This is a genomic window from Lentzea kristufekii (assembly GCF_033949925.1).
Taxonomy (GTDB): domain Bacteria; phylum Actinomycetota; class Actinomycetes; order Mycobacteriales; family Pseudonocardiaceae; genus Lentzea; species Lentzea kristufekii.
The window spans coordinates 95130-118787 of record NZ_JAXAVV010000017.1; the positions used below are offsets into that span (position 1 = coordinate 95130).

General features: G+C 69.5%; 20 protein-coding genes. 10 read left to right on the plus strand and 10 right to left on the minus strand.

Features of this window, described 5'->3' with window-relative positions:
- Positions 1 to 231 precede the first annotated feature (231 nt).
- Genes SK571_RS30675 through SK571_RS30690 form a run of 4 tightly spaced genes read right to left on the minus strand, consistent with a single transcriptional unit; the run spans position 232 to position 4659 of the window.
- Positions 232 to 1074, minus strand: coding sequence for a hypothetical protein (locus SK571_RS30675; RefSeq protein WP_319987560.1), 843 nt, complete (start codon positions 1072 to 1074; stop codon positions 232 to 234).
- Positions 1071 to 2591, minus strand: a complete 1521-nt coding sequence (locus SK571_RS30680) for a DNA cytosine methyltransferase (RefSeq protein WP_319987561.1) — start codon at positions 2589 to 2591, stop codon at positions 1071 to 1073. The genes SK571_RS30675 and SK571_RS30680 overlap by 4 nt, the downstream gene beginning before the upstream one ends.
- A complete protein-coding gene (locus tag SK571_RS30685; RefSeq protein WP_319987562.1) occupies positions 2588 to 3787 on the minus strand; it encodes a TRM11 family SAM-dependent methyltransferase in 1200 nt (399 codons plus the stop codon). Before SK571_RS30685 ends, SK571_RS30680 begins: the two co-directional genes overlap by 4 nt.
- Entirely contained in the window at positions 3784 to 4659 is an 876-nt protein-coding gene (locus SK571_RS30690) for a hypothetical protein (protein ID WP_319987563.1), read from the minus strand. Before SK571_RS30690 ends, SK571_RS30685 begins: the two co-directional genes overlap by 4 nt.
- Positions 4660 to 5573: 914 nt before the next feature.
- Here SK571_RS30690 and SK571_RS30695 point away from each other — a divergent pair.
- On the plus strand, positions 5574 to 6482 hold the full coding sequence (locus tag SK571_RS30695; protein ID WP_319987564.1) for a hypothetical protein: 909 nt from the start codon (positions 5574 to 5576) through the stop codon (positions 6480 to 6482).
- Between the two features lie 155 nt (positions 6483 to 6637).
- Positions 6638 to 7003 carry a pilin gene (locus SK571_RS30700; protein ID WP_319987565.1) on the plus strand — a complete coding sequence of 122 codons (366 nt, stop codon included), beginning with the start codon at positions 6638 to 6640 and terminating at the stop codon, positions 7001 to 7003.
- A gap of 281 nt (positions 7004 to 7284) precedes the next feature.
- On the opposite strand, the gene SK571_RS30705 is transcribed toward SK571_RS30700, so the two are convergent.
- Positions 7285 to 7434 (minus strand): hypothetical protein, encoded by a 150-nt coding sequence (locus tag SK571_RS30705; protein ID WP_319987566.1) that lies wholly within the window; start codon positions 7432 to 7434, stop codon positions 7285 to 7287.
- Between SK571_RS30705 and SK571_RS30710 the strand changes: the two genes are divergently transcribed.
- The 6 genes from SK571_RS30710 to SK571_RS30735 all read left to right on the plus strand — a co-directional run bounded on the left by SK571_RS30710 (position 7421) and on the right by SK571_RS30735 (position 17075).
- Positions 7421 to 9046 (plus strand): hypothetical protein, encoded by a 1626-nt coding sequence (locus tag SK571_RS30710; protein ID WP_319987567.1) that lies wholly within the window; start codon positions 7421 to 7423, stop codon positions 9044 to 9046. The two genes, SK571_RS30705 and SK571_RS30710, sit on opposite strands and share 14 nt — an antisense overlap.
- A 29-nt stretch (positions 9047 to 9075) precedes the next feature.
- A complete protein-coding gene (locus tag SK571_RS30715) occupies positions 9076 to 10311 on the plus strand; it encodes a PrgI family protein (RefSeq protein WP_406602062.1) in 1236 nt (411 codons plus the stop codon).
- The gene (locus SK571_RS30720) at positions 10308 to 12254 is read left to right on the plus strand and encodes a VirB4 family type IV secretion system protein (protein WP_319987569.1); all 1947 of its coding nucleotides are present in this window, start codon (positions 10308 to 10310) and stop codon (positions 12252 to 12254) included. Before SK571_RS30715 ends, SK571_RS30720 begins: the two co-directional genes overlap by 4 nt.
- Before the next feature lie 56 nt (positions 12255 to 12310).
- The gene (locus SK571_RS30725; RefSeq protein WP_319987652.1) at positions 12311 to 14959 is read left to right on the plus strand and encodes a helicase HerA domain-containing protein; all 2649 of its coding nucleotides are present in this window, start codon (positions 12311 to 12313) and stop codon (positions 14957 to 14959) included.
- 69 nt (positions 14960 to 15028) lie between these two features.
- Complete coding sequence (locus tag SK571_RS30730; protein ID WP_319987570.1) at positions 15029 to 16096, plus strand: replication-relaxation family protein; 1068 nt, start codon at positions 15029 to 15031, stop codon at positions 16094 to 16096.
- Positions 16097 to 16103: 7 nt separating this feature from the next.
- The gene (locus SK571_RS30735; protein ID WP_319987571.1) at positions 16104 to 17075 is read left to right on the plus strand and encodes a C40 family peptidase; all 972 of its coding nucleotides are present in this window, start codon (positions 16104 to 16106) and stop codon (positions 17073 to 17075) included.
- 165 nt (positions 17076 to 17240) lie between these two features.
- Here SK571_RS30735 and SK571_RS30740 read toward each other — a convergent pair whose 3' ends face one another.
- The 5 genes from SK571_RS30740 to SK571_RS30760 all read right to left on the minus strand — a co-directional run bounded on the left by SK571_RS30740 (position 17241) and on the right by SK571_RS30760 (position 20868).
- A complete protein-coding gene (locus SK571_RS30740) occupies positions 17241 to 18149 on the minus strand; it encodes a hypothetical protein (RefSeq protein WP_319987572.1) in 909 nt (302 codons plus the stop codon).
- Between the two features lie 250 nt (positions 18150 to 18399).
- A complete protein-coding gene (locus SK571_RS30745; RefSeq protein WP_319987573.1) occupies positions 18400 to 18858 on the minus strand; it encodes a hypothetical protein in 459 nt (152 codons plus the stop codon).
- 145 nt (positions 18859 to 19003) lie between these two features.
- Complete coding sequence (locus SK571_RS30750; RefSeq protein WP_319987574.1) at positions 19004 to 19480, minus strand: hypothetical protein; 477 nt, start codon at positions 19478 to 19480, stop codon at positions 19004 to 19006.
- A 363-nt stretch (positions 19481 to 19843) separates the two neighbouring features.
- Positions 19844 to 20326 (minus strand): hypothetical protein, encoded by a 483-nt coding sequence (locus tag SK571_RS30755; RefSeq protein WP_090015177.1) that lies wholly within the window; start codon positions 20324 to 20326, stop codon positions 19844 to 19846.
- A 137-nt stretch (positions 20327 to 20463) separates the two neighbouring features.
- Positions 20464 to 20868 (minus strand): hypothetical protein, encoded by a 405-nt coding sequence (locus SK571_RS30760; RefSeq protein ID WP_319987575.1) that lies wholly within the window; start codon positions 20866 to 20868, stop codon positions 20464 to 20466.
- 1104 nt (positions 20869 to 21972) lie between these two features.
- On the opposite strand from SK571_RS30760, the gene SK571_RS30765 reads away from it, so the two are divergent.
- Positions 21973 to 22893: a MarR family transcriptional regulator gene (locus tag SK571_RS30765; protein ID WP_319987576.1), complete on the plus strand. Its 921-nt coding sequence runs from the start codon at positions 21973 to 21975 to the stop codon at positions 22891 to 22893.
- A 190-nt stretch (positions 22894 to 23083) separates the two neighbouring features.
- The gene (locus SK571_RS30770) at positions 23084 to 23647 is read left to right on the plus strand and encodes an HAD domain-containing protein (RefSeq protein WP_406602059.1); all 564 of its coding nucleotides are present in this window, start codon (positions 23084 to 23086) and stop codon (positions 23645 to 23647) included.
- The last annotated feature ends 11 nt before the right edge of the window (positions 23648 to 23658 follow it).

A 23658-nucleotide genomic window follows, 5' to 3' on the forward strand; every position in this document is an offset into this window, starting at 1 on the left:
ATCACGTCTCCGTCCGGTGTCGGGATGAGCGGCGGTCGGCTGGATCGCGGATCGGACGGGACTCGACGGTGCTGGCGAGAACCGCGGAGGTGGTGTGGCTCGGCGCTCATGCAGCACGCTTGCGGTGTCCCTGATCCGTGGTGCTGACCGGTTCGCCGGAACGACACGACCACGGCGAGCAGCCATCAGGGTCACCGTCCTCCGCGACACCGTTTGCCGAGTCGGTGGTGATCAGTCGTAGGTGTTTCTTGCTCCTGGACTTGGGGGGGGGGGGGGCGCGTCGAGGTCGACTTGGTCCAGCGGAAGGCAGGAGCGGTGCAGGAAGTACTGGCCGCGCAACTCCTGCCCTTGGGTGGTGGCGTGCGGGTAGCCGTGGCGGATGGCGCGGTCGAACTCGACTGCTTCTGCCCAGCCGTCCGGGTCGTTGTCGCGCACCCATCGCCAGCCCGCGTTGCCGTGGAACGGGCAACCGACACAGGCTGACTTCACGGTCTCCCCGAAGCCTCGTTCGGCGAGGAACTCCATGCACCGAGCCCGATCGAAGCCGAGATCGATCAGCGGGAAGACGTTGCGCAGGAACCGCAGCCCGGAATCCTTGGCACGAGTGAACTCGTCGGTGCTGATCCCGATGGCCTGCTCGGCGTACACCCCTCGCGGTACCCGTCGCGGATGCGGATATCCCAGTAGCTCCCGCGCGGCCTTCTTCAGCGGGGTGATCTTGTACTCGTTGGTGCACTGCCTGCGTGCGAGCCCTTTGCTCCCGTCCGGGTTCCGAGTGTGCAAGGGCATGGACACGAAGCGGTGCCGAGGATCGAGCGCGTCGGTGCGGATGTTGCCAGCCGAGACGTGCCGTACCGGAATGCCGTGCTTCTCGGCGTGCGCGGTGAGCCGTTCGAGGTTCGCGTACACCGCGCGCGGTTCCCAGCCGGTGTCGGCGAATAACGCGACGTCAAAGGGCGGTATCGCGCCCTCACACGCCAAGAGCAGAACTGTTGTGCTCTGCACTCCGGCGCCGAGGGACAGCAGCCTCAAGGTGGGTGGGGTGTCGGCCGCCTTCGGGTGTGTGGTGGTCATGCCGCAGTCACCTCCTGCCCTGTCTGTGGCCGGTGATTGGTGTTGGTTCTGATGCCGAGGAGTTCGGCGAGGTCGTCCAGCAACAGGCACACGGCGTGGGCTGCTTGCTGGGGAACCACGCCGTTGCCCAGTGCTCGCAGTTGGGCGGTGCGAGGCAACGCAAGGTCTGTGACCCAGCCCTGTGGCAGGCCCATGAGGTGCTCGACGAAGGCCGGAGCCAATACCGGGCGGCCGTGTTGTCCTGGTTGGGTTGGATAAGGCGCGGGCCTACCGAGCAGGCGTTCCCATCGCTGCACGGCCGGGGCGTACTCACCCCAGTCCACGGCTGCGTGCGCTGCCGATGGTGGTGCGGTGAGCTCGGTGGCGGAGTCCTCCTCGGACGCTAGACAGTGCCGTTCGGCGTGGCGCGGGACAGCAGTTGGATGATCGCCGACGGCAGCATCAGGTCGCCCTTGGAACCGCGTTGCGCTGGACAGCCTTTGGTTCCGTCGGTTGCTCGCGGTGTCGGCAGGAGGACCGTCGGCCGCCTCGTTACGTGGTTGCTCGACGTGGCCAGCGTCTGCAGGAGTCGGCACTGATCCGTCAGCGATGGGCCACCATCGTGGGTGCAGTGGGTGGACGCTTTCGCGTCCGACGCCGTGGGAGTCGACAGCAGTCTGACCGCGATGGACAACGGCATGCCCATCCCGTTGCCGTTGATCCCGCGTGCGCGGTGCTTCTCCCGACGTTGCAGCCAGAGGCTGGGATCCTCGCCGTCGTTCGGGTTGATCGCCGTCGGTGTGGGCAACAGCTTCACATCTGCGTGCACCGCGTCGTGCAGGCTGACCTGGTGCCCCAGCGCCCGGCGGCGTGTCGGGTCGGCCGCACCTCGGTGATCGCCATCGCGTGCTTGCGGAGTCGGCAGCATTCGCGGCGACGGGAGTGCGGGGCCAGGCGAGCAGGAACACGCGTTCGCGTCGGTGCGCGCATCCGACGTCGGCGGCGCGAACACTGTGCCAGAGCGCGTCATACCCTGCTTCGGCCAGGTCGCCGAGTACACGGTGGAGTCCTCCGTTGCGCCAGCGAAGCGCGGAGACGTTCTCCAGCACGCACAACGCTGGTCGTAGTATCCGAATGCCCTCCACGACGTTGGTCCACAGTCCACTGCGTGTGCCTTTCTCGATGCCCGCGCGCCGCCCGGCGGCGGAGATGTCCTGACAGGGCCAGCCCGCGGTGAACACGTCGACCGGCTCCACCGCTGTCCAGTCGATGGCGCGGAGGTCGCCGAGGTTCGGCACGCCGGGCATTCGCGCATCGAGGATCTGGCGGATGTGCGGGTCAGGGTCGGCGCACCAGGCGATGCGGCCCCCGCCGAATGCGGCGAGCACGCCGAGGTCCAGCCCGCCATAGCCAGTGCAGACGGATCCCACGACGGGACCCAGGCTCTCGGGAACGCGCAGCGTTTGCGGCAGGGCTGTTATCACCGTGCCCGGCGTGGGCTGTGGTCCGCGCCGGGCACGGTGGGGCGGTGCGTTCATGCCGCCACACCCTCGGGTTCGGCGCAAACCCCACTGCCCACCCTCGACAGTGACCGCGTCGCGACACCGGGTTCGTGTTGAGAACACTTGAGTTCGCGTGAACTCTGGGGAGTGAGCGGCGTGCGGAACACCAACACGTCCTCGTGCGCGATCAGGTGCAACGGGAGCCCGGCTTCGCGCTGTTTGCGGATGAAGTCGCGCTGGAAGAACGAGCCCCTCGGCACGAGATCGTGCTCGGCCGCGCGGGCCAGCAGCGCGACGCAGCGCTCGACGGGGATCAGGCCGGCGTGCAGTCCGCAGGCGCGGATCTGGGAGGGCAGGTCGATGAGTTCGGCGTGTTCGCGCCAGGGGCGGATGGTGATGGCGATGTGCCCGCCGGGCCGCAGGAACGGGACGAGTCCGGCGAGGATGCGGGTGAAGCCGGACAGCAGCCGGTGGTGGCCGATGTTGGCGAGGTTGCCGCGGTCGAGGGTGTTGCCGTAGAGGTGGTGGTACTTCTGGATTCCTTTGCCCGGTGCGACCGCGACCTGTCCGTGGGTGGAGGGCCCGTACGGCGGTGAGGTGACCACAAGTGCGGCCTGCCCGAGGTACTCGGGCGGGAGGAGTGCGGCGATTTGGCGGGCGTCGCCGTGGAACACCCGGCCCTCGTGGGTCACACCGGCGTGGTGGGCGAGGAGGAGGTTGGCGCGGGCGACGTCGACCCAGTGCGGTTCGTACTCGATGCCGGCGGCGCGGCGTCCGGCGTGCACGGCTTCGACGAGGGTGGTGCCGATGCCGCACATCGGGTCGAGCACCAGGTCGCCCGGCTGGGTGTAGTGGGCGATGGCGTGCGCGGCGACAGTCGGCAGCATTTTGGCCGGGTGCGCGGTCGAGTCGGCGACGTAGCGGCCCTTGCGCTGGGCGGCTGGGGAGGTCTGCGCGGTCGTCCACACCGACACCGCCGTGTCCCTCGCCGCGTCGTCAGCGGCTCGCTCGGAGGCGATGCCGGTGGTGCCACGGGGAGCGCCGATGACGGTGCGCTGGACGCGCTGGGCCGGGTCGTCCGCCGGGTTGTCCGCCGGGTTGTCCGCGCTGGGCGGAGCCGGAGTGGCGGAGGTGTCGGGCAGGGCGTGCGGGGTGCGGTCGTCGGCCACGGGCGTGCCTTCCGGGCGGTGGTGTGCGGGCTGGGCGGGGTTCGGGATCGGCGCGCTGGTCATCGGATGACTCCGTTCTCGCGTGCCGCGTCGGCCGCGCTCGGGCGAGGCGGTTCGTGGTCATGCGGCTGGGCAAAGACCTGAACGTCGGAGTGGATGCGCCGATGGGGTTCGGGCAGGCCGCGCACGGCCGCGCGGTGACGGGCGCGGGCCTCGTTCTCGGCCGCCGGGCCGTCGGGATCGGCGAGGAGGTCGTCGGCGAACCGGCCGTCGCGCACCGGCGCGTGCAGGGCCACGATGTGCTGCAGGTAGAGCAGGTCGGCGTTCTGTGCCGAGGCCACGACCGCGCCGGTCGGGTCGATCAGCTCACCCGCGAGCCAGTCACAGTGAGTGAGTACGACGAGGATGCCGCCGACCCGCAGCAGCCGGGCCGCGACCAGCGCCACCAGATCGCTGAACCGGTCGCCGCCGTGCTCGGGACACAGACTCGTGATGATCAAGTCGGTGTCGGATGCCGCGTCCTGGACACCGCCTGGGAACTCGTCGCCGGTGCCCGAGTGCGAGGGCGCGCCGACGGTCACGGCCGCGTGGTCGGCGTCGCCGACGAGGTCGGCCCAGAACGGCGGCATCCCTGGACCGGTGGTGGTCGGGTCCGCCGCGACGCGCACCACCCGGCCGTTGCGGCCGAGCTCTTCGACGGCGGCGAGCGCGTCGGCCAGCGCGTCGTCGGGCTCGGCCGCGGGTGCGTGTTCGAGCAGCGCGTCGGAGGAGACCGACGTGAGCCGTGGACGGTCGTCGGGGGTCGGTTGCGTGGTCGGCCAGGGCAGAAGCGCGACTCGTCCGCCGGGCTGACTGAACGCGTCGACGATCTTTTCGATGAACGGTGCCGGCCAGGCCGTGTCGAGGTCGATCGGCGCCGGGCCGGCCGTCCACACCGTCGCCGGGATCGGCGTCGGGGCCGAGCCGCGCGACCGGGTGCGGACACTGGGCGCACTGGATGTGGCGGGGCTGATCCTGGTGGTGGACGGTGCGGTCGGATAGGGGCGGCGCTCGGCGCCGGAGCGGGTTACCGTACGGCTGTTTGCCGGGTGGGTGGTGTCGTCGCGTCGCGTTGGGCCGTGTGGCGCCGAACGGCGCGCGGTGTGCTCGGGCTGAGCCATGGGTTCCTCGCAGAAACTCGGGTGCGGCGCGCCCTGTGGCGCTCTCTCGTACATCTCGCAACTCCGAAATCCGCGCTGTTTTTTGACAGCCCGTACTCAACATTCTTAAAAATCTTGTTCCAAGCTGCCTGCCCGAGGGTCGCAGAAGGATTAGGCGCTCATACCCGTGCGCGAAGAAGGCCAGAAGGTCCATGCCACAAGGGAACGCCGGCAGAGAATCTTGCCGAATCTTCTCCGTCTCGCTCGCGACGCGTTCCAGATGCTGCGGCCAGGGCTTCCGGGCCGCCACCGGATCGCCACCGAAACGCCACCAACGCATCGTCATCACAGTTCAGTGCCTACTTCGGGCGATCATCAAATGATCTTCAAGGAACCTTCCGCATGAACGTGCAGTGATCTTTGTGGCGGTGCGAAACGATCACTCAAGATCACCGGCGGCGGTTTGGTGGACTTCCGGTGGCGGTTTGGTGGCGTTGTGGTGGACTTGATTTGGCTTCCTTGTCTGGCCGTTGTTCTGCGATCACACGAGGAGCCCGGTCATGGATTCGCGTCACGTATTGAGTTGTGTTCCTTTGGGGCGTGACTCGCTGCCCTTGGATGCCGCGCGGACGGCGTTCGAATGGTTGGTCACTGGACCGCGCCCGGCCTGGGTCGACGGCTGGCGTTTCCCAGGTCTGCCCCGGCGGCGGGTGCCCCTGGATGAGTTGCGGGATCTGCTGCTGGACCCGGACCTGCCGATGTCGACCGTGGACCCGGTCTGGGTGCACCTGGTCACCCGCTCGCGCGACAAGGGCGGTGCCGCGACGGTGGGGTGTGTCGGCGTCGCGCTGCCCGCGCTGTTCCACATTGCCGCCGATTTGTGCAAGCCGTTCGTCGACGACCACCACGACATTCACGCCGCGCTGCTGACCGGGTTCCTCGCGGAGCTGGCGACGATCGACCTGACCCGGCCGTGGGTGATGTGGCGGCTGCGCTGCGCGGCGTTGCGCGCGGGCCACCTGTTCATCCGGGAGGCGCTGGAGCGTCCGATGCCGTCGGAGGACGCGTTCCGCTCCAGCGAGCCGCGCCCGCCGTGGGGACACGAGGACTTCGTGCTCGCCCGCGCGGTCGCAGAGGGAGTCATCACCGGCGAGCAAGCCGAGCTGATCGGCGCCACCCGGCTGGAGCCGGAGTACACCCTCGCCCACGCCGCCGCCGACTGGGGCGTCAGTTACGACACCCTCGCGCACATCCGCGTCCGCGCCGAGCGGCGGCTGGTCGCCTGGCTGCGCGAGCAGGCCGCGCACGACGACCCCGGTGAACGCGGCGAAGGCGCGGTGGAGGTCCAGGCGATCCACGCGGCGACCGTCATCGCCGCCGCCCGCCAAGCAGCGCGCCCCTCGACACCTCCACCCGGTCAGGCACGCACAGTGACCACTGTCGGTGGGAAGTCGTCAGAAAAAGTTCGGGGCGACGTGTCAAAAAAGACCCCGAAATCCGGAGTCGAGGGCTGCGGGACAGAAGCAGCCGCTCCCGCACACACCACCTCGCCCGACCGTCCGACCGGGACCACCCGGCGGCCGTCGGACCCGACTCCGGGAGTGCCGCGATGCGCCTGACCCGTTCCCTCCTTCACCGCTCACCGCGCCACCGCAGTGGCGCGCTCCGCCCTCGCCGCAGTCCTGTGAGCCCGCCTGTTCGACTGGCTCGCCGAGCCCGGCGCACGCGCCTACACGCCTCGAGCTCGTGCACCGCCGCAACCGTCACACCTCGGATGTCTACTGCGGCGGCGGAGTGGCGAGCCTGCCTGCGGCGCACGCTCGTAGTGCTGGCCGGCGTGGCGGTCGTGGTGCTGGTCATGCCCGTCTCGGCCGTGCAGGCGGAGAGCGTCACGGTGCTGGCGCAGGTGCAGTCGGTCGACCAGGTCCTGACCAACATCCGTAACTGGCTGATGGGCATTCTCGCCCTGCTGGCGACGGTGTTCCTCACCATCGGCGGAGTCCGCCGGGTCATCGGCGGGGGCGATCCCGGCGAGCACGAGAAGGCCAAGGACTGCTTCAAGGCCGCCGCGATCGGCTACGGCCTGGCCGCGCTCGCCCCGCTGGTCGTCAGCGTGCTCAAAGGCATCGTGGGGGCGTAGGCGATGTCCGCGACCATCCCCGTGCGGCACGCTCGCCGCACCCCGGCGTGCCACAGCCCGCGCCTGCCGCGCCCCATCCTGGCCCGGTCTGCTGACGATTGGCGCGGCGTCCTGCGTCGGCGCGCCCTGTGGCTGCTCCTGGTCGTGTTGCTCGCGGTCGTGAGCGGTGGTGCCGCGGTGGCGGTGGCGCAACCGAGCCCGGTCACGCCCGCCCCCTGCCCGCAGCCCGGCACCTCATCGCCGACATCATGCCCGCCTGCACCGCCACCGAGCGGCCCCCCTCAGACCCCGCCGAGCACCACGTCGTCGACGCCCGTCACGACCGCGCCGAGCACGACAACGCCGAGCCCGCCCCCACCGGTGACGCCGCTCAGCCCGCCCAGCGGGGAGTGCGGCATCACCGACATCGGCGCGTGCATGGCCGACGGCATCAACAGCTTCTTCTGGGCGCTGGTTGTCGCCGCGTTGAACTCGCTGTTGCGGCTGGTGGCTCAGACGCTGCTGGCCACGCCGACGCTCGATCAGCTGCCGCGGATCGGTGAGCTGTGGGAGTCCTCGCGCGGGATCGCGATCGCCAGTTACGCGCTGCTAATCATGGTGGCAGGGATCGTGGTCATGGCCTACGAGACGCTGCAGGCCCGCACCACGATCCGCCAGGCCGCGCCACGGCTCGTGGTCGGATTCCTCGCCGCGAACCTCTCCTGGATCTTCGCGGCGAAGGCGATCGAGTTCGCCAACGCGTTGTCCTACGCGCTTGTCGGCGGGGGCGTGGACCCCAGTGGCGCGGCGCAGACGTTGTCGGCGTTGCTGACCCACACGGTGATGAACTCGATTACCTCGGCCGGTTTCTTCGGTGTGCTGATCGCGCTCGGGCTGGTCGTTCTCCTTGTCACGCTGATCGGCAGCTACGTCGTGCGCGTGGCGCTGACCGCCGTGCTGGTCGCGGGCGCCCCGATGGCGTTGAGCTGTCACGGTTCGGCGCAAACGGAAGGCGTCGCCTTCTGGTGGTGGCGCGCGTTCTTCGGAGTGCTCGGCATCCAGGTCGGACAGTCGCTCACGCTGATCACCGCCCTGCGGGTGTTCTTCTCGGAAGGCGGCTTCACTTTCCTCGGGCCGACGCCGGATGGTGTGGTCAATCTGATCGCCACGGGTGGGCTGCTCTGGATCCTGGTGAAGATCCCGAGCTGGGTCATGCACCACGTCCAACTCGGGGGCGGCAAGCGCTCGATGCTCGGTTCGCTGGTGCGCGCGTTCGTGGCGTACAAGACCTTCGGCCTGCTGCGTGGCGGGGGCCGTAGCGGCAGCAGGCCACACCCCACCGGCGGTGGCGGCCGAGGAGGAAGCGGCGGTGGCCGTGGACCGGCGGACCCCTACGCCCATACCCGCACCACCGCCGATGGGCAGTACATGCTGCCGCTGGCCGGTGTGCGCCGCCACCGGCCGGCCGCCACACCCAAGCCCGCTCCCGCGCCGAAACCAACTGCCAGGCAGGGCCGCCAGCTGACTCTGCCGCTGGGCGGCGACTGGCCGGAGAACAAGCCGGTTCTCGGACGGGACGGCCAGTACCGGTTGCCGCTGGATGTCGAGCGAGTCAAGCCGACGCCACCGCCTCCGGTCCCGCCCGGCACGCCGCGCACAGGTGGGCGGCGTCGTGGCGGGCAGCAGCTGGAACTGCCGTTCGACCCGTACCGGGGTAACCGGCCGGACCGCTCCGGGCAGTACCGGCTGCCGCTCGACGGTGTGCGCCGCACACCGCGTCCGCCGAGCCCGGCACCGTCCCCGGCGCCGCCTCCGGCACGGGCACGCGGCACACAGCTGGAGTTGCCGTTCGACCCGTACAAGGGCAACCGGCCGAGTCGCTCGGGGCAGTACCCGCTGCCGCTGGACGGCGTACGCCGCGTCCCACCAGCGACACCCGCACCGGCGCCGCCACCACCGCGACCGGCCTCGCCCGCAGCCCGGCAGCTGCGACTCCCGCTGGACCTTCCGACACGCCCGCGGCGCTCCTCGCCGCCGCCACCCACGCCTGGAGGTACCCCGTGAATCCTGTGCGCATACCCGCTGACGTCGACATGGCTGACAAGGTCGTCGGCCCGCTGACCGCCCGCCAGCTCGCGATCCTCGCGGTGACCGGCCTGGTGCTCTACGCCGCGTGGACCGCCGCTCGCGCGGTCGTGCCGCTGCCGGTGTTCCTCGCGGTGGCGATCCCGGTCGGGGTGGGCGCGGCAGTCATCGCGCTCGGCCAGCGTGACGGGATCTCGATGGACCGGCTGCTGGTCGCCGCGATCCGGCAACGCATCCGACCACGCCACCAAGTGGCCGCCCCCGAAGGCGTGCGGCCCGCGCCGCACTGGCTGACCGCCCAGACCGCCGTCACGACGGCGAGCCGGACCGCGGGCACTGGCAATTACAGGTCGGCCGAGGCCGGCAAGACCACGGTGCCGAAGTCGCAGGAGATCTCGCCATCGGCGTTGCGATTGCCCGCCGAGGCGGTGACCGACACCGGCGTCGTGGACCTGGGCACCGATGGTCTGGCCGTCGTAGCGGTCGCCTCGACCGTGAACTTTGCCCTGCGCACACCGTCCGAGCAGGAGTCCCTGGTCGCCAGTTTCGGCCGCTACCTGCACAGCCTGACCGCGCCCGTGCAGGTGCTGGTGCGCACCGAACGGCTCGATCTGTCCGGCCAGATCGAGGGGCTGCGGGCACGCGCGGGCGGGCTACCGCATCCGGCGCTGGAGGCCGCCGCCCTCGAGCACGCCGACTACCTCGTACAGCTCGGTGAGCAGACCGACCTGCTGCGCCGCCAGGTGCTGCTGATCCTGCGCGAGCCGCTCGGCGCCACCGCGCCGGCCGACGGGCTCGGCGGCCCCGGCCCGCTCGCGGTGCTGTCCTCGCTCACCCGCGGCACACGCCGCGGGCGCGGCGAGCCCACCCAGGCGAGCGCCGCGGCGCGGCGCGCGGCGGAATCCCGGTTGGTGCGCCGCCTGAACGAAGCGATCGAGCTGCTCGCGCCCGCCGGGATCGTGGTGACCCCGCTGGATGCCAGGCAGGCCACCGCCGTGCTCGCCTCGGCGTGCAACCCGGACACCCTGCTGCCGCCCTCGGCGGAGCTAGCCGGTGCCGACGAGGTCATCACCACCGCCGGCGGCACCGACTTGGCCGACGGCGACCTCGCCGACGACCGCCCGCTCTGGCAGGCCGGCCGCGGCACCGCCAACACCGGCGAGCACGAACCAGACGACGAAGACGACGGCTGGGACTACGAGGACGAAGACGACGACTTCCCAGAGAGGGGGCGGGTGCGATGACCACCCGACCACGTTCCCGGCGCGGCCACCGCCGGGCTGCCGCCAACCAGCGGGCCACCGCGTTCACCCCGGACGCACTGTCCATCGGTGCCCGGCACCTGGAGGTCGGCACCGAGTGGGTCTCCAGCTTCGCGGTGACCGGGTTCCCGCGTGAGGTCCACCCCGGCTGGCTCACACCATTGTTGACCTATCCCGGTCGGTTGGACGTCGCGCTGCATGTCGAGCCGATCGACCCGGCTACGGCCGCCTCGCGGTTGAAGAAGCAGCTCGCGAAGCTCGAGTCGGGTCGGCGGCACACCGCCGAGCACGGCCGCCTGTACGACCCGCACGTCGAAGCGGCCACTGAGGACGCCTACGACCTGAGTTCTCGCGTGGCTCGGGGTGAAGGCAAGTTGTTCCGCGTCGGCCTGTATCTCACAATCCACGCGCCGTCCGAGCGGGCGCTGGCCGATGAGGTAGCGGCGCTGCGGTCGCTCGCGGCGAGCCTGCTGCTCGACGCCAAGCACACCACCTACCGCGCACTGCAGGGCTGGGTGTCGACCCTGCCGATGGGCCTCGACCTGATCGGGATACGCCGCACCTTCGACACCTCCGCGCTCTCCGCGGCGTTCCCATTCACCTCGCCCGACCTACCCGCGGCCGATCCGACCTCGGTGGCCGCGCCGTCCGGGGTGCTCTACGGCTACAACGTCGGCTCGCAGGGACTGGTGCACTGGGACCGTTTCGGCGCGGGCATGCACAACCACAACTCCGTCATCCTCGGCCGCTCCGGCGCGGGCAAGTCCTATCTGGTCAAGCTGGAGCTGCTGCGCAGCCTGTATCGCGGGATCGAAGTCGCGGTCGTCGACCCCGAGGACGAATACGCTCGCCTCGCACACGCGGTCGGCGGCACCTATGTCCACCTCGGTGCCGCGGGTGTCCGGCTCAACCCGTTCGACCTGCCCATCCACACCCGCCCAGATGGACACCGGACCGCGCCACGCGACGCGCTCGTGCGCCGGTCGCTGTTCCTGCACACCGTCATCTCCGTGCTCGTCGGCAGCGAGTTGCAGGCCGCCGAACGGGCCGCGCTAGACCGGGGCATCGCCGCAACCTACCAGTCGGCCGGGATCACCGCCGACGCCCGCACCTGGACCCGACCCGCACCCACCCTGCTGACCTTGCGCGATCAGCTCGCGACCGCGGGCCAGGCCGGCGACCGTGCCGCGGCCGAGCTCGCGGCGAGGCTGCATCCCTATGTGGAGGGCGCGTTCAAGCAGTTGTTCGACGGGCCGACTTCCACCACTCCCGAAGGTCACCTGGTGGTGTTCAGCCTGCGGGACCTGCCCGACGAGCTGAAAGCCATCGGCACTCTGCTCACCCTGGACGCGGTGTGGCGGCGGGTGTCCAATCCCGCGATTCGGCGCCCGCGCCTGGTGGTCGTGGACGAGGCGTGGCTGCTGATGAAAGACCCGTCCGGAGCGGACTTCTTGTTCCGCATGGCCAAAGCCGCCCGCAAGCACTGGGCGGGACTGACCGTCGCGACCCAGGACACCGCCGACGTGCTCGGTAACGATCTCGGCAAAGCCGTGGTCGCGAACGCGGCAACCCAGATCCTTCTGCGGCAAGCGTCCCAAGCCATCGACGAGATCACCCAGACCTTTGACCTGTCGGCAGGGGAACGTCAATTCCTGCTGTCAGCTGACCGGGGCCAGGGCTTGCTGTCGTCGGGTACTCAGCGGGTCGCCTTCCAGAGTGTGGCCTCGCCGAGCGAGAACTATCTCGCTACGAGTGCGCCCGCCGAACTCGCGGGGTACGCGGCGGACGCCGACCCCACCGGCGAGTCCGATGACGAACAGTCCTTCGTCGATCTCGGCTTCGCCGACCAGCAGGCGCACGCGACCGACGGCGATGAGTTCGGATCGTTCGGCGGTGATGACGACATCGAACTCGACGCCCCCTGACTCCGGTCGTCCTGTCTCTGATCGAGCATTTCGCTACTTTCTTGGGAGAACTCGTGATGCTTGCCTGGATTCCGGCTGCCCTCACCCGCTCCGAGCTGTCCGCTCCGCTGGTTGCTCACGCCATCGTGCGGACGGGCCTGACCGACGGGTGGCTCGGGGACTACCTGCGCGACCCCGGCGGTGCACTGCTCAGGTTGCTGGGCCACCTGCGGGAGTGGGCGGTGACCTGGGGGCCGGTCGTCGTCCCGGTGCTCGCGGTCGGCGTCGCGGGATTCCTGATCGGCCGGCGCCGGTGGGCGCGGCGCTGCCACGCGAGGCTGGTCGCCGACGCCCGCCAGGTCACCGTGCTCGCGCCACCCACGGTGGATCCCGCGGGCGGCGAGGCCTTGTGGGCCAACCTCGTCGGGCTGCTGCGCCCGGCCTGGCGCCGGTGGTTCACCGGGCAACCGCACGTGGCGTGCGAGTACCTGTTCTCTGAGGCCGGGGTCGCCATCCGGCTGTGGGTGCCGGGGGTGATCCCGCCGGGCCTGGTCGAACGCGCGGTCGAGGCGGCCTGGCCCGGCTCGCACACCCGCGTCGGTCCCGCCGAACCACCCCTGCCACCACCGCAGGCAGGGCAGCGGCGGCTGGTCATCGGCGGAGAACTGCGCCTGGCCCGGTCCGAGGCGCTCCCGATCCGCATCAACTTCGGCGCCGACCCGCTGCGCGCACTGATCGGTGCCCCGGTCGGGCTCGGCCGCGACGAGTACGCCTGCGTGCAGATCCTGGCCCGCCCGGTCACCGGCCGCCGCGTTGCCCGAGCACGGCGTGCCGCGCGCCGGGTGCACACCGGCGGCTCCACCCGCGTGGCCGGCCGCCTGCTCGACCTGCTCACTCCCGGCGCGACGACCAGGTCCGCACGGAACTCGACGCGCGCAGGGGCATTGCATACAGATCCGCAGACCTCGCTCGAGTACGCGGCACAGAACCGCGCCATCGTCGCCAAGCAACGCGGCTCCCAGTACGAGACGGTCATCCGCTACGCCGTCGCCACCCTCCTGCCCGCCGACGCCGCCGACACCGAGATCCGCACGGCACGGGATGTCGCCCGTGGCCGGGCACACGCCCTCGCGGCAAGTTTCGCCTCCTACACCGAGCACAACCACTACACCCGCCACCGCGTCCGCCACCCCGGCGTCGTACTGGCCGAGCGGCGTCTCGGCAACGGCGACCTGTTGTCGGTGGGAGAGCTCGCTGTCCTGGCGCACCTGCCGACCGACGAGGCGATCCCCGGCGTCCAGCGCGCCGGGGCCCGCGCGATCGCGCCGCCACCGGGCATCGCCACACCGGGGCCGGGGGCCAAGCCGATCGGCGTCACCGACACCGGACACGAACGCGCTGTCGCGCTGCGCGTCCCGGACGCGCGCCACCACTTGCATGTCATCGGCGCGACCGGCTCCGGTAAGTCCACGTTGCTGGGCAACATGATCCTGGCCGACGCCGAGGCCGGTCGCGGGATCGTGCTCATCGATCCCAAGGGCGACCTCGTCACCGACGTGCTCTCCCGGCTGCCCAAATCGGCCGGCGATCGCGTCGTGATCTTCGATGCGGACTCGAAGTCCCGGCCGCCGTGCCTCAACCCCCTCGATGGAGGGGAAACCGACCTGACCGTCGACAATCTCGTCTCGGTGTTCCGCCGGGTGTACTCCGCGTTCTGGGGGCCGCGAACCGACGACGTGATGCGTGCCGCGTGCCTGACCCTGCGTACGCAGGAAGGTGTGGCGACCCTCGCGGACCTGCCGAAGCTGCTGGCCGATCCCGCGTTCCGGTCACGGGTCACGGCCGGGGTCACCGACCCGGTGCTGCGCGGGTTCTGGTCCTGGTACGAGGAACTCACCGATTCCAGCCGCAGCCAGGTGATCAGCCCGCTGATGAACAAGCTGCGCGCGTTCCTGCTGCGACCGTTCGTCCGCGACGCCATCGCAGGCGGACACTCCACAGTGAACATGGCCGCCGTGCTCGACGGCGGCATCTGCCTGGTACGCATCCCGAAAGGCTCGCTCGGCGAGGAAACCACCCGGCTGGTCGGGTCACTGGTGGTCGCGCGCACCTGGCAGGCCACCACCGCCCGCGCCCGCACTCCGCAACGCCAGCGCATGGACGCGTCACTGGTGATCGATGAGTGTCACAACTTCTTGAACTTGCCGTACCCGATCGAGGACATGCTCGCCGAGGCACGAGGTTTCCGGGTCGCGATGACCCTGGCGCATCAGCATCTCGGCCAGCTTCCCCGCGAGTTGCGGGAAGGCATGTCCACCAACGCCCGGAGCAAAATCTTCTTCAACGCGAGTCCAGAGGACGCCCGCGAGCTGTCCCGGCACACCGCACCCCGGCTGTCCGATCACGACCTGGCCCACCTCGGTGTCTACCACGCCGCCGTCCGCCTTGTGCTGAACGGGGAGGAGTCGCAGCCGTTCACCATGCTTACCCAGCCGCTCCCGCGCGCAATCCCAGGCCGCGCACGGGAAATCCGCGGTATCGCTCGTCGTGCCTTGCGCAGCTGTGCTCCGGGTGGCGTCACGCCCGTGTCTGGTCCGCAGGCCCCAACTCGCTCTCCGCGGCATCCTGCCACAGCCTCAGAGCAGACACGGCCGGCCAACGGCGATCGCCGAGGCCAGCCCAGCGTTCGGGCGCGCAACGCCGACCCGCGCCGCCAGCAGCCCTGACTCGCGCGGCTCGCACCGCGCAGCGGACGAAAGTCTTTTCCGCACAACAACTTCTCGGAGGTTTGTGGCATGATCACTAATCCCACCAGGCAGCGAACCCTTCGAGGTCACAAGGCAATTCGCCCGACTCCGCGTGCGGCGAACAACGCCGATCACCAGGCGGTGCTGGCGGGCCGGTTGACGCCGCGGGACCGGTGGATCATCCGGATGCTGCACGAACATCGCGTGCTCACGGCACACCAGATCACCGCGCTGGCGTTCCCGTCGTTCCGGTCTGGCCGGATGCGGCTACGGGAGCTGTTCCAGTGGGGCGTGGTCGATCGGTTCCAGCCGTTCATCACCTCCGGCACCGCGCCGATGCATTACATCCTCGCGCCCGCCGGGGCCGCGGTGCTGGCCGCCGAGGACGGCCTGGACGTCAAGGAACTCGGCTACCGGCACGACCGGGCCTTCGGTATCGCCCACTCGCTGCGGCTCGCGCACACCGTCGGCGTCGCTGAGTGGTTCACCGCCCTGGTCGACCGCGCCCGCCACGCCGATCCTGCCGGACACACCGCGCTGGGCGCGTGGTGGTCGGAGGCCCGGTGCGCCCGTCACTTCGGGGACCTGGTCAAACCCGATGCCTACGGCCGCTGGAGCTCCGGCGGCAGGGACATCGAGTTCTTCCTCGAGTACGACTTCGGCACCGAGGTCCTGGCCAAGCTCGCCGGGAAACTGGCCGGCTACGCCGCCCTCGCCGCGGCCACCGGCATCATCACCCCGCTGCTGGTGTGGCTGCCGACCTCACGCCGCGAGGCCACCGCCCGCCGGCTGTTGGTACGGGCCTGGCGCGAGCTCGACGATCCGCGCTCGGTCCCGGTCGCCACCGCCGCGGCCGAGCTGCTCGACCCCGAGGCCCCGCACCCGAGTCCCGCCGACGAGGTCTGGCTTCCCCTCGGCACCGCTGGGGGCGGCGTGAGCGCACGGCGGGAGCTGTGCCGGCTGCTCGACGCCTGGCCGCACGTCTCACCGCCCAGCACCGGCGAGGGCAGCGATACGACGCCGGGGGCGGACCTGTCGCTGCCGCTGACGGCTCCCGCGCCCGCGCCGATGCCACCGAAGCCCATTTCACGCGGACCGAGCACAGGCAGGAGGTGAACACCCCATGATCGTGAAGGTCGGTGCCGCTGTGATGGCGGCGATCCTGGTGATCTCGATGCTGATCGTTGGTGGGGTGTCAGGCGCGATCTCGGCGCTTCTCGGCGGCGGTGGCCGGCCCAGCGCGACCGCGCTGGCCGATATCCCCGCCGACTACCTCGCGCTGTACCGCGCGGCGGCCGGGGTGTGTCCGGGGCTGGACTGGTCGATCCTTGCCGCTATCGGGAAGATCGAGACCGATCACGGCCGTTCCACCCTGCCGGGCGTGCACTCCGGTGAGAACGTTGCCGGTGCGGCAGGGGTGATGCAGTTTCTGGCCCCGACCTTCGCCTCGGTGACCTCCCGGCACATCATCCCGCCCGGTGGCCGGACCCCGCCGTCGCGCTACGACCCGCACGACGCCATCCACGCCGCCGCCTTCTACCTGTGCGACTCCGGTGCCCGCGACGGCACAGACCTCTACCGGGCGATCTTCACCTACAACCGCGCCGACTGGTACGTCCGTAAAGTCCTCGACCAAGCCGCCCTCTACACCCAGGCCGCGTCCGACGCGGCCGGCGCGTGCGCTGCCTCGCAATCAGCCGGTGATCTCGCGGGCGCGCCCGCCGCGGTCGTGGCGGTGAGGTTCGCTTGTGGGGAGCTCGGCGAGCCGTACGTGTGGGGCGGTGACGGCCCTGCCGAGGGCGGTTGGGACTGCTCTGGCCTGACCAAAGCAGCCTATGCCGCAGCGGGAATCAAGCTCGAGCGAGTCGCGCAAGACCAATACGACATGGGCCCACTCGTGCCAGCTGGATCACCGCTGCAGGCAGGGGACCTCGTGTACTACGGGACCGGCACCGCGAGCGTCACGCACGTGGGCATCGCCATCTCGCCCACCCACATGGTCAACGCGCCCGAGCCCGGCACCACCGTGCGCATCGACAAGATCGGACGCCCTCTCGCCGCCACCCGTCCCGTGTCCGGCGGATCACGAGGCTGAACCGGGCCACGCCGCCGTCTTACCGGCAGGGCGTCATTGAGTGCCAGAGGACGTGATCAGGTCGTGGACAGCGGACGCCGCCGAACACGACTATGAGAGAAGACCGTTGGACGTTGTCGCACCCGCCACGCGGGGGGCCGGAGTTCATGCCGCGATAACGGCTTCTCAGCGGCGCAGGACGTTGACCCGTTCGCCACCGATGAGTGGCTTGTCGTCCGGCCCGGCCCGATGCCAGTCGATCCAGATAGGACGATTCTCGTTTCTGCTGGGGTAGTACTGGTTACGCCAGTGTCCGCGCACGATCCAGCTGTGGTGATACTCCCGTCCGCTCTTCTCCCGGTCGTCCGTGCTGTGATCGGAAGGTTCGGTGCGGCTGCGCCGGAGATCGATGTAGCGCACCGCAGTCCCTATCGCCGGGTCCAGGGTCTCGATCCGGCGCCGGGCGGCGCGCGGGGCGTGCACGCGTTCGGAGTGGACCAGGGTCTGTCCCATCAGTAGCCAGGTGGCGAGGATGGTGCGCTGCAAGGCGATCTTGGCCTCGGCGGCGACCGAGGACTGGTTGTCGGACACCCCGTCCGGCCAGCCTTCCATCTCCGTGAACTCCATCGGGGTGAGCGCGCACCATTCGTAGCCGTGCGGCGGGCAGAACGAGGGCGGGATCGGCGCGCGTTCCAGATTCGGCAGCCACGTGGTGAGCAGGTGAGCACCCCACAGATCGGCGGCCTCCTCGCTTGTCGCGGGCTTGTTGTCCGGTGACGGCGTTGGCAGGTTGCGGGCGGCGGCTGCCCTTGCTCGCTGCAACGCGTCGTGGTGATCGGCTTTCGCGAGGTTGCGGCCGATCTGCACGACGCCGCGCTGGGCCGGTGACATCGACGTGGGCGCCCACGTGTGGACCCACACGCCGCCGCGCCCGGGACCCCACGACACGATGCACACGTCGTCGTGGGGTCCCGATGCGGTGCCCGGCACCGGCGGTTGCGCATAGACCATGAACCCGACCGGCGAAGGCAGATCCTCGGGGTGCAGGCGGTAGTCGGGCAGGCTGCTCGCCGCGTGGCGGGCGAGTTCGGTCATGGTGGAGGAGACGTAGAACAATTCCGACGCCGGGAGCTGAACTGCCAGCGTGCCCGCGATCGTCGCCGCGACATCATCGACACGGTCGAAGACATACGAATCGCTGGCTCCGGGCGGGTGTCCTGCCGGGAATCGGCGAGCGGGCGCTGCACAACCTGACCCATGTCTTGGTCATGTTGATCCTGTTGTCTGGGCTGCCCGTGGCGACATCGTCTGGTCAGGCAGGGTGTCCGATCGAAGGCGGCTGGGGCTACGAGACGTCGGCGGCGTCCTGGCCACGGTCCGGGTCAGCCGCTGGAGTGCGCTTGGGCCAGCGGATGATCTGCCGGACAGCGATGGCGGCCGTGACGACCAGGGTCCCGACCACGACAGTCCACCCCCAGGGGAGCAGGAGAAACAGCACTACTGCAGGAAAGACCGCGCCTATCACGCTGAGTACAGCCCGTGCGATCGCTGTGCCGACCGGAAGCGGACGCCGAGAGGCCAACCGCGGGCCAGTGAACAGCGTGAACCACACGAACTGCCAGCCGATCAGCAGGGCGAGCACTGTTTCCGGAGCGGAGGCCTCGGTAATGGTGTGCGGTATGAAGGGCTCGCGGATCGCCACGATGGTGGCGGCCATGACTATCGCGGCGATCACGACATGGGCCAGTAGCGGCCGCCACCGCTGTGCAGCCGATTCTGACGTGCTGGTCGGGTTGTTCGTCATCGGAATTCTTCCTCGTGTCAGGTGGCTGGGAGTTGTTTGATGTCAGAAACGGCCGCGTCACGGCATGGGTGAGCGCGGCGCGGCCGGGTGGTCACGGTGGGCGACCGTGACTGTGTCGGCGAACAGGAGGTCCGATGCGTGCTCGTCATTGCGCACAAGGAGAAGTCGCCGCGTCGTCGCGGTAGGTGGCCCCGGCCTCGCCAGCCGGGCGCCACGCACATACCGTGTCGCTCGGGACAGCTGCCTCCACGGAATCGGTGTGCAGCCCCATCACGGTGTGCGCCGTCGAGGCGATCACCTGGGGCCACTCGACACTCAGGCCGTGCCAGATGCCCGCACGTGTCCAGCGCCCGTGACAGGCCAGCAGCATCTCGACGTCAACCGCTGCCTCGTCGCGGTGGTGTTGAGTGAGCTGTAGGACGAGGTCGCCATCGGCCTTGTCGGCGGGACGCATCTCGGGCAGCCAGTCTCCGGCGAACAACTGCGGCTCCGCGTCGATGGTGACGTCGACCGCGACGACGAGCAGCGCGCACGTGTCGTCGGGCATCCGCATCGGCGGGTCGACGTGAAACGGCGCGATGAGGATCGCCGCGTCCTCGCCGAGTCCTTCCTGCTTCCGCAAGGCGGCCACATCGGACAGATCTTGTCGCGTCGGGATGGATGTGATGGCGTCATGAGATGTGGACATTGTGACTGTGCCCCTTCGTTTCCGTTCTGGTTGAGGACTGTGTTGAGGACGTACGGGTGGTGCCGATCTGTCAACGCGAGGGTGGTGTCGGTGCGCGAATCACCCGGACGACGTGAAGTGGTTTCATTTGCCGCCAAGGGATAGAACCGGTCTGTCGCGGGGCCGGGTCGATCGGTGACAGGTCAGAGGGCTCTGGCAACCATCACGGGCCGGGGGGAAAACGTTGAGCGGCCATCACGGCCGCGTAGCGCGCGTGGTCCACAGGTGGTGATTGGAGTCGGCGCGAACGCTGGCGAATCAGGTGTTTCCCTTCACGGCCGGTGGTTCTACGCCCAGCACGGCGGCGGCTGTATCCGACAGTTCGCGGCCTACCACGTCCGGGTCGCAGCCCACCCTCGGAAGGCGAGCCCTGATGGCGGTCTTGGACCGTTCCATGTGCTTGGCGAGACTGTCGATGCGGTCCAACGCGCTTCCGCCGCCCGGCTGCAGCCAAGCCTCCCGCAGTTCGTCGTCGAGGGATTGGGTCCAGGGACGGTTGGCGTTCGCGTGACGGTTCGGTCGGCTTCGCAGGCGCGCGTGCGCGCTGAGGACGCGGGTGAGGAGCTTGCCGACCGTGCCGCCGCCTTCGACTGGCAGGCGAAGACGGCCATCGGCCACGACCTCGCCTGACTCCGTCGTTCCGAGCAGGTCGAGCACCAGAGACTCTTCGGAGTCCACGGTTGTGGCGAGTCTGTAGTTGATATCGCCGAGCGTGATCTCGTTGTGGAAGGTGGATGTCATGTCACGCCTCCTGGTGTGGTCCGGATGTGATGTCGCCGGATGAGTCGGCAGGGTCGTGTACACCGCCGTGCTGGTTCGATCCGCTTGGGAAGCGGCCCGGTCCGACGGTGGCCGGACCGGGCCGGGTCAATGACCCGTCACGCGGTCTGCACCATCGCGCCGACGAGGGTGGCCTCCGCGCTGTCCCCGCACTTCACGTGAATGTGCTGCAGGAACCGGGGATCGCCGGGCTGGTCGAGGTCGATCTCGTTGTAGTGGCTGGCGAGCTGGAACACCTGTGCGACGAGGTGCGCGGCGATTCCCGAGATGGCGTCGCTGATGTCGGTGTCGCAGGTGAGGGTGACCCGCAGCACCGGCTCATCCCCGGTGTCATCGGCGGTGACCCGGAACTCGGCGTCGGCGGGCAGCATGCCGTCGCCCTGCACGCTGCGCAGATCCTCGGTCAGCCGGGCGGCGATTTCCTCGAGGGTCAGGTCGGCGGTGTCGGCGTGGTGGTCGCCGGTCAGCCGTCCACGGTTCGTGGTAGCGGTGTCGGTGCTCATAGCGGCTTCCTTCATGTCAGGCGCATCCACAATCCCCTTGCCTTGTAAGGGAATTGTGGATGCACGGTCCGATGCGCTGTCGTGTACATGCCCATCCACGCTCGATACATCGGTGCCTGTCAAGCGGCGTGACGCAGAGGACCGGATTGGGTTACCCAACAGCGCCAAGCGGGACGTCAACGCGAATGTGACCACAAGCGACATTTGTCACCACGAAGTTGTTGCTGTTGTTGTGAGTTCAGGTTTTTGCGTGACGGTGCCAGCGGTGGCGGACGCCGCGTGCGGGTCCTGCTTGGCGCTGGGCACCGCGCTATCCACATTTGATCCGCGCCCTCGTGGATCCACTGACTTGACGTCGCCGGCTGACGGAAGCATCAATGGTGGCAAGCACGAGCCCAGCCACCTGAACTTCGCGAGCCTCTGCAGGCGAGGCGTTGCACCGGAAAGCTGGTCTGGGTGTGGTCGATCTCAAGTCGGAGAACCTTGGCCCGATCCGGCCGGCAGACGCTTCGCAAATTGGGAAGCCCGTTGGCCGGGTGGCTCGCCGGAGAAGGGGAAGTGCAATGCCGGGTATGAGCGCCTGTCGTCGTAACTGTGGCGTGCACAAGGTGGATGGTGATCATTTTGATGATGGCTACTGCCGGGCTTACGGGTTCAAGCGTGGATACGGCCGTGCCCACAACGGCAAGAGCGGTGGGCGAGTCCGTCGCCGGCTTATCCGTCGCCGGGAGAACGTCATCTGGCGTCGTGGCAACAACTGTTGATAGCTGCAACCGGCTCCCCAGGGGCGGCCCCGCACGCTTACGTGCAGCCCGGCGGCATCATTCTCGGCCGCACGTCGTCGACACGAGCGCCGCGGTCATCGACAACAGCCAAACCCGGTCGGTGACAGTTGTCGCGGCAAGTGACAGGCATGTCGGGTGGTCGCGCGTAACTGTCCACACGAGACGGTCGTCTTGTTTTGTTGGACCGCTTGACTTCATGGGGCGAAGGAAGCGTTCATAGTTCGTGTAGTCCGAACACACCGGTAGCGCACCGGGGGCCACACCCGCTCCGGCCGGGGCATGACCACCACCGATCAGCCACGCGAATCGAGGGACTGTCATGTCCAGCAAGACCCGCACCCGCACAGCCAACCCTGCCACCCAGCCAATCGGATCCGCCCGGACGCTGCGGTCGGTTCCCGACCAGGCCACCGCCGCGACGGATCGCACGGACGCCGAAGACAAGCTGTGGGAAGCGTTGCACACCAGCCCGAACAGCACCGCCGCCGACTTGGCCGTGGCGGCGAAGATCGGGAAATCGACCGCGCAGAAGATCCTCGCCAAATGGGCCGATGACGCCAGCGTCACCCGCATCACCGGGATCGCGCAGGGTGGTCGGCGCGCCGCCGACCTGTGGGCAATCGCCAACGTCGACACCACCCAGAACGACCCCGCTCCGGCCGAGGCCCCTGCGGCGGCCGACCAGGACCTGACGGGCATCGCGGACACCGAACCCGACGCACCCGCCGTACCGGTCACCGATGACGGTGACGACACCACGGCTGCCGAGAACAACTCGACCGACCCGGTCGACACGCAGCCTGTCGACACCGACCCGGTCGACACGGAGTCGACGGTCGCCCCGGTTGAGGGCACACCGGACACGGTCGACGATGAGACTGGCGCCGTGCAGGCCGGACTCGTCGTGGCCGACACGGAACCCGCATCCGCTGGCTGCGCCGCGACCCACGACAACCAGGCAACGACCAGGGGCGGTGCGGACGCGGCGGGCGAGAAGACACCACGGCTGCCGTCCGGCGCGTTGCGGGGGATGGTCGAGGACTTCCTGGGTGACCATCCTGGCGAGGAGTTCGGGCCGACCGCGATCGCGAAGGCACTGGGCGGGAAGTCGTCGGGTGCGGTGAGCAACGCGCTGGACAAGCTGGCCGACGCCGGTACTGCCATGAAGACCAACGACAAACCGAGGCGTTTCGCCCTCGCCTCGACGCAACAGGCGCCTGCCCCCGCGCCAACGAGCTAGCCCGAGTGTTCGTGCCCGACCGGCTCGTGTCCCGACCATGGTCCCTTGGGATCCGTCGGGACACAGCCACATCCGCGCTTTCACGCGAACGGCGTGGTTGGACGAACGGAACAGAAGCCGATGCAGGCCCGACCCGTATCACCGGATCCGCGTCTGGCCGTGGAGCACAAGGGAAGAAAGGCGGTCTCGGATGAGCTGCCCCGTTGTAGTCCTCGATGTCGATGGGGTGCTTGCTGTCGACCCGGACGCGCTACCGGGAGGTCAGGTGGCCGTGCGGGAGCTGGGATACCAGGCGCACGAGTTCGACGGACTCGGGCCGGATGGTTCACCTGCGCGCGGCACGGTGTGGCTCAAGCCGGAACACGGAGCCTGGTTGCGGGAGCTGCGTGATCGGGGTGCCGAGTTGGTCTGGGGCACGAGTTGGGGACGGGTCGCTGTCACGTGGATCGCGCCTCGGCTGGGGTTGCCCGAGTTCCCGGTCATCGAGGTCCCCCGTCGCGGGCCTGCCTTCGGCTGGTCGTCCAAGATCGGCCCGATCCAGCGGTGGGTCGGCGACCGGCCGCTCGCCTGGATCGACGATCAGCTGGGCGGCAAAGAGCCGGGGTGGGCCGAGGAGCGGCGCGACGACGACATCCCGACCCTGATCGTCCAGCCGCATCCAGGGCGTGGGCTTGAGCGAGCGCACGTCGAGGAGATCCTGTCGTGGCTCACTGCCGCGAGAAGCTGCGGCGCAGGGGGAACGCCGGCCCCGTGAAAATTGGAACG